This is a genomic window from Micromonospora echinofusca (assembly GCF_017614955.1).
GTDB lineage: Bacteria > Actinomycetota > Actinomycetes > Mycobacteriales > Micromonosporaceae > Micromonospora > Micromonospora echinofusca_A.
Window position 1 is genome coordinate 1 of sequence record NZ_WVUH01000576.1, and the last position, 2407, is coordinate 2407.

The 2407-nt window shown below is 73.1% G+C and carries 3 protein-coding genes; all 3 read right to left on the reverse strand.

The window, feature by feature from the left end; translation table 11 throughout:
* A partial coding sequence (locus GSF22_RS32885) for a PmbA/TldA family metallopeptidase (protein ID WP_307804508.1) occupies positions 1 to 506 on the reverse strand: 506 nt, incomplete at its 3' end.
* A 17-nt stretch (positions 507 to 523) separates the two neighbouring features.
* Positions 524 to 1960, reverse strand: a complete 1437-nt coding sequence (locus tag GSF22_RS32890) for a TldD/PmbA family protein (protein WP_208817807.1) — start codon at positions 1958 to 1960, stop codon at positions 524 to 526.
* A gap of 47 nt (positions 1961 to 2007) precedes the next feature.
* A partial coding sequence (locus GSF22_RS32895) for a Uma2 family endonuclease (protein WP_208817808.1) occupies positions 2008 to 2407 on the reverse strand: 400 nt, incomplete at its 5' end.

The window sequence follows — 2407 nt, forward strand, 5'->3', positions numbered from 1 at the left end:
GCCTCGGCCGCCCGGCCGACCGCCGTCTGGCCGGCAGTGTTCGCGAACGCCCCGACCCGGTGCGTGGTACGGCAGAAGCCCGCCGTCTCCAGCCCGCCGGCCGCGTCCACGAAGGCACGTACCCGGTCCGCCCGCTCGTCCGGTCCTGCGTGCGCGGTGGCGGTGTCCCAGTCCGGCGGGTCCGGCATCTCCGTCGGGGCGGTCAGGCCGGGCCAGGCCGGGTCCGGCGGGCAGAGCCGGCTGGCGGCGACGGTGCGCTCGACCAGCGCCCGCAGGCCGTCCCCGGTGACCACGGTGCTGCCCCCGGCGGCGGTCCGCCCGTCCCGGTGCAGGCGTAGCCGGACCGTGGTGGTCACCGAGCTGACGTTCTGGTGGATGGCCGAGTTGGCGAACCGGGTGAGGGCCAACTCGCCGCGTTCGACCACCACCTCCGCCTCGCTGTCCGGCCCGGCGAGCCGGTGGACCAGCTCGACCACCTGCCCGGCGAGGTCCAGTTCCGTGCTCACCCGCGCATTCCTCCCGTTCACCCGTGCACCCCCACCCGCACCGACTGGAAGCGGGCCGGGGCGGCCGGATGGCCGGTGTGGCCGATCTGCCCCGGCTGACCCTTGCCGCAGTTCGGGGTACCCCAGGAGACGGTCTCCGAGGAGAGCATGTCCATCGAGCGCCAGAAGAGCGGGCCGATCCCGGTGTAGGTGGGGTTGCGCAGCATCCGTCCCCGCCGGCCGTTGCGTACCTCCCAGCCGATCTCGCAGCCGAACTGGAAGTTCAGCCGCTTGTCGTCGATCGACCAGGACCGGTTGACGTCCATCAGCACCCCGTCGTCGGTGGCCGCGACGATCTCGTCCAGGGTGTGCGGCCCCGGCTCCAGGCCGACGTTGGTCATCCGGACCATCGGCAGCCGGGACCAGCCGTCGGCGCGTACGCTGCCGGCGTAGTCCAGGCCGGCCACGGCGGCCGAGTCCCGGCCGGCCAGTACCCCGACCCAGCGCCCCTCGCGCACCGCGTCCCGCTTCGCCGCCGGGGTGCCCTCGTCGTCGAAACCGAAGCTGCCCAGGGCACCCGGGATGGTCGGGTCGATGGTCACGTTCATCAGTTCGGAGCCGTACCGCAGCGAGCCGAGCTGGGCCAGGTCCAGCCAGGACGTACCGGCGAAGGCCGCCTCCCAGCCGAGGATGCGGTCCAGCTCGATGGCGTGCCCGACCGACTCGTGGATCTGGAGGGCGAGCTGCTCACCGCCGAGGATGAGGGTGGTCTCGCCGGCCGGGCAGAGCGGCGCGGTGAGCAGGGCCCGGGCCTCGTCGGCCATCCGGGCGGCGTGCGCGGTCAGGTCGAGCGAGTCGACCAGCTCCCAGCCGGAGGTGCCGTACTGCCCCCGGTAGCTGGGCCAGGACCGGCGCTGGGTCTCCCCGTCACCGATGGCGGTGGCGGAGATGCCCGCGCCGCACTCCCGGATCCGCTGGTCGATCCGGTGCCCCTCGCTGGAGACGAACCACTTGGCGGTGTCCCAGATCTGGTAGAGCCCCTCGGCCAGGTCGGCGCCGTGCGCGACCATCGTCCGGGTCGCCTCGACCAGCAGGTCACCCTTGTCGCTGAGCGCGACGGTGAGCGGGTCGACGACACACTCCGAGGCCCAGGAGGCGGTCACCGGCTGCGCCGGGACCAGGTCGACGTCGGGGCCGGCGACCCGGGCACTGGCCCGGGCGGTCTCGGCAGCCCGCCGGCCGGCCGCGCGGGCGGCGGCGTCGGAGAGATCGGGTACGGCGTGGAAGCCCCAGCTCGACCCGACCAGGGCCCGGACCCCCAGGCCCAGGGTCTCGTCCTGGGCCAGTTCCTCGATCTCGCCGTTACGGGCGGACATCGACTCGTACCGGCGGTGCATCACCCGCGCGTCGGCGTACCGCGCTCCGGCGTCCAGGGCGGCCTGGACCGCTGCGGTCGCCGCGTCGAACTCGGTCATGGGGCGACCCTATGCGAGCCGTCCCGCCCCGGGGAGGGGGAAATTGATCAGGGGAGTAGATCCTCGGGGCGGATCGTGACCCGCACCGGCTCGGTGAGCTCCAGGACCCCACCCGCCTCGGTCTTGGAGTGCAGCCGGTAGTTCGCCCCGGAGCGGCGGTGCAGGTGCAGGTTGCCGGTGTCCTGCTCGACCAGGAGATACCAGTCGATGCCGGCGGCGGCGTAGTAGTGCATTTTCAGTACCTTGTCGGTGGCCGCGTTGCCGGGCGAGATGATCTCGCAGACCAGCCGGACCGAGGCCGCCTCGACGATCGGCTCGTCGAAGTCGATCTCCCCGACGACCACCAGGTCGGGGATGGGGATCCGGCCCGGGAAGAGCCGGACGTTCACGGCTTCCAGCACCTCCAGGCCGACGGCCCGTACCGCTGGTCGCAGGATCGTGTACAGC